This is a genomic window from Mesorhizobium sp. M1A.F.Ca.IN.022.07.1.1 (assembly GCF_003997575.1).
Classification (GTDB): domain Bacteria; phylum Pseudomonadota; class Alphaproteobacteria; order Rhizobiales; family Rhizobiaceae; genus Mesorhizobium.
The window spans coordinates 1-2,183 of record NZ_RZST01000560.1; the positions used below are offsets into that span (position 1 = coordinate 1).

General features: G+C 61.7%; 2 protein-coding genes. Both read right to left on the minus strand.

The genetic code is table 11. The annotated features are described in order from the left end of the window. Nucleotides 1-562 (minus strand): ABC transporter permease (locus tag EOA75_RS32130; RefSeq protein ID WP_164747727.1); only part of this gene is annotated, 562 nt, incomplete at its 3' end. Between the two features lie 111 nt (nucleotides 563-673). Beyond that, nucleotides 674-2,183, minus strand: a 1,510-nt coding sequence (locus EOA75_RS32135) for an ABC transporter substrate-binding protein (RefSeq protein ID WP_127326087.1), incomplete at its 5' end; no start/stop codon positions are given.

Here is a 2,183-nt window from a genome sequence, read left to right on the forward strand (position 1 = left end):
ACCATGGCGCGCCGCCATATCGCGGCGAGAAGAAGCTGCCGATCTCCGACACGTTGAACTGGAAGACCAGCAGGTAGACGATGATCAGCGCCATCAGGAAGCGCGGCACCGTCATGCCGAGGAAGGAGATGGCCGAGAGCGTCGAGTCGATCCAGGAATACTGGCGGGTCGCCGCCCAAATGCCGAAGCTTATGCCCAGCACCGAGGCGAGCAGGTGGCAGACCAGCGCCAGGAGCAGCGTGCGCGGCAGGCGCTCGCCGACCACGTCCGCCACCGGCCTGTTGTAGTAGAGGCTGTAGCCGAAATCGCCGCGCGTGACGATGCCGCCGATCCAGTTGAGATACTGAACGGGCAGCGGCTTATCGAGGCCGTGTTCTTTCCGGTAGGCCTGGGCCTGTGCATCCGCCTCGGCATAGGAGGCGCCGCCCTGGTTGATGAGCTGCGATTTGATGTAGTCGGCATAGTCGCCCGGCGGCGCCTGGATGATGGCGAAGGTGACCAGGCTCAAGATGGCGAGCACGGGAAGCGCCGACGCTATGCGCATGAGCAGGAATCGCAACATGGATGGTCGGCTTCCTTTGCTGGCCGGTCGCGCCTTGGGCGCACCGGAGATTTGGCTTTGTCCGGCCGCGCCAGCTGGCGCGACCGGAGTTCTCTTCGTCAGGGAGGTTAACTAGTTCATCGGCCCCTTGTCTCCGGGCTTGCCGGGAAGCTCGTCGGGGAAGAGCTCATATTTCGCCTGTTTGTCGGCTGCGACGAAGACGCGTTCGCGAATGATCGAATCCTCGGCCCAGTTGAACATGAAGATCGGCGTTCCCTGCGGGATGTTGGAGAAGCGCTTGTTGACGATCAGCGCGCCGGGATATTCGGTTAGCCCGACATTGTAGACGTGCTCGGTCGAGATCTTTTGGAACTTCTTCATCAGGTCGGCGCGCTGGTCGTTGTCCTGCGTCGTGACGAACTTGTTCACGATGTCGACGAGGTCCTTCTCGAACGGCATCAGATCGACTTCGCCGCTTTCAGGCGCGCGATGGTTCCAACTGGTCTTGGGACCGACCGGAGCGAGTTGCTCCGTGTTCTGCACAACGGAGGTGAGCTCCTGGTCATTGCGCCGGATCAGCCAGTCGAAGCGGCCGGAATACTGGATCGCGTCGCGCTGCGTGCCGTTGACCCCGTTGAGCACGACCCTCAGCCCAAGCTTCTCCATCTGCGCCACGACGCCCTCGGCAAGGCTTTTGTCGGTGGTGTAGTCATTGTTGACCAGCATCACGATCTCGACGTTCTTGCCGCCGGTGGTGCCCGCCGGGAAGTTCACGAAGCCGTCGCCGTCGGTATCCTTGAGACCGGCCTTGGCGAGCTCGGCCTTGGCCCCTTGGAGATCGAACGGGTAATAAACCGTCGACTTGCGGTCATAGAAGCTGGTGCCGGAGGAGAAGCCGCCGGGATAGATGGCGGTGAACGGTCCCTTGACCAGCGAGTCGCCGAGCGCCTTGCGGTCGATCGCCATGGTCACGGCCTTGCGGAAATCCTCGTTGCGGTTCAATTCGCGGATCGCTTGGCCTCGCTCGTCCGGGTTGCCCCAGCCATTGGCGGAAAAATTCATACGCAGATTGTAGCCGATGAGCCGCGGACCGAAGGCAAGCCGTGCCGGCGCGTTCTTGTCAGCCGCGCGCTTCAGCGAGGCGACGAAGTTCTCGGGCTGCTCGAGATTGGAGAAGTCGCCCGAGCCTGCGACGGCCTGGACGTCGCGATCTGCCCAGGTCGAGAGCTTGTATTGCAGCTCGTTGAGATACGGCAGTTGGTTCCCCTTCTCGTCGACCTTCCAGTAGTAAGGATTGCGCCGCATGACGATGATGTCGTCCGGGCGGTATTCGACCGGCACCCAGGCGCCCATCACCGGCATGTTCATGTATTCCGGCGGGAAGGCGTTCTTGAACTGGTCGTAGGTGTTCTTCGAATATTTCGGATGCTGCGGCTTCAAAATGTGCGCCGGGCCGGGGCAGAAGGTGCCGTAGGCCATCGCATAGAGATATTGCCTCGGAAACGCTTCCTTGAACGTCCATTCGACGGTGTAGTCGTCGATCTTCTTGAGCATCGTGCCGACGCCGAAGGTTTCCGGCGTCGCCCCGTTGAGCGGCGACACGTTGGGGTCGACGACCTCGTCGTCCCAGTAGAACATGACG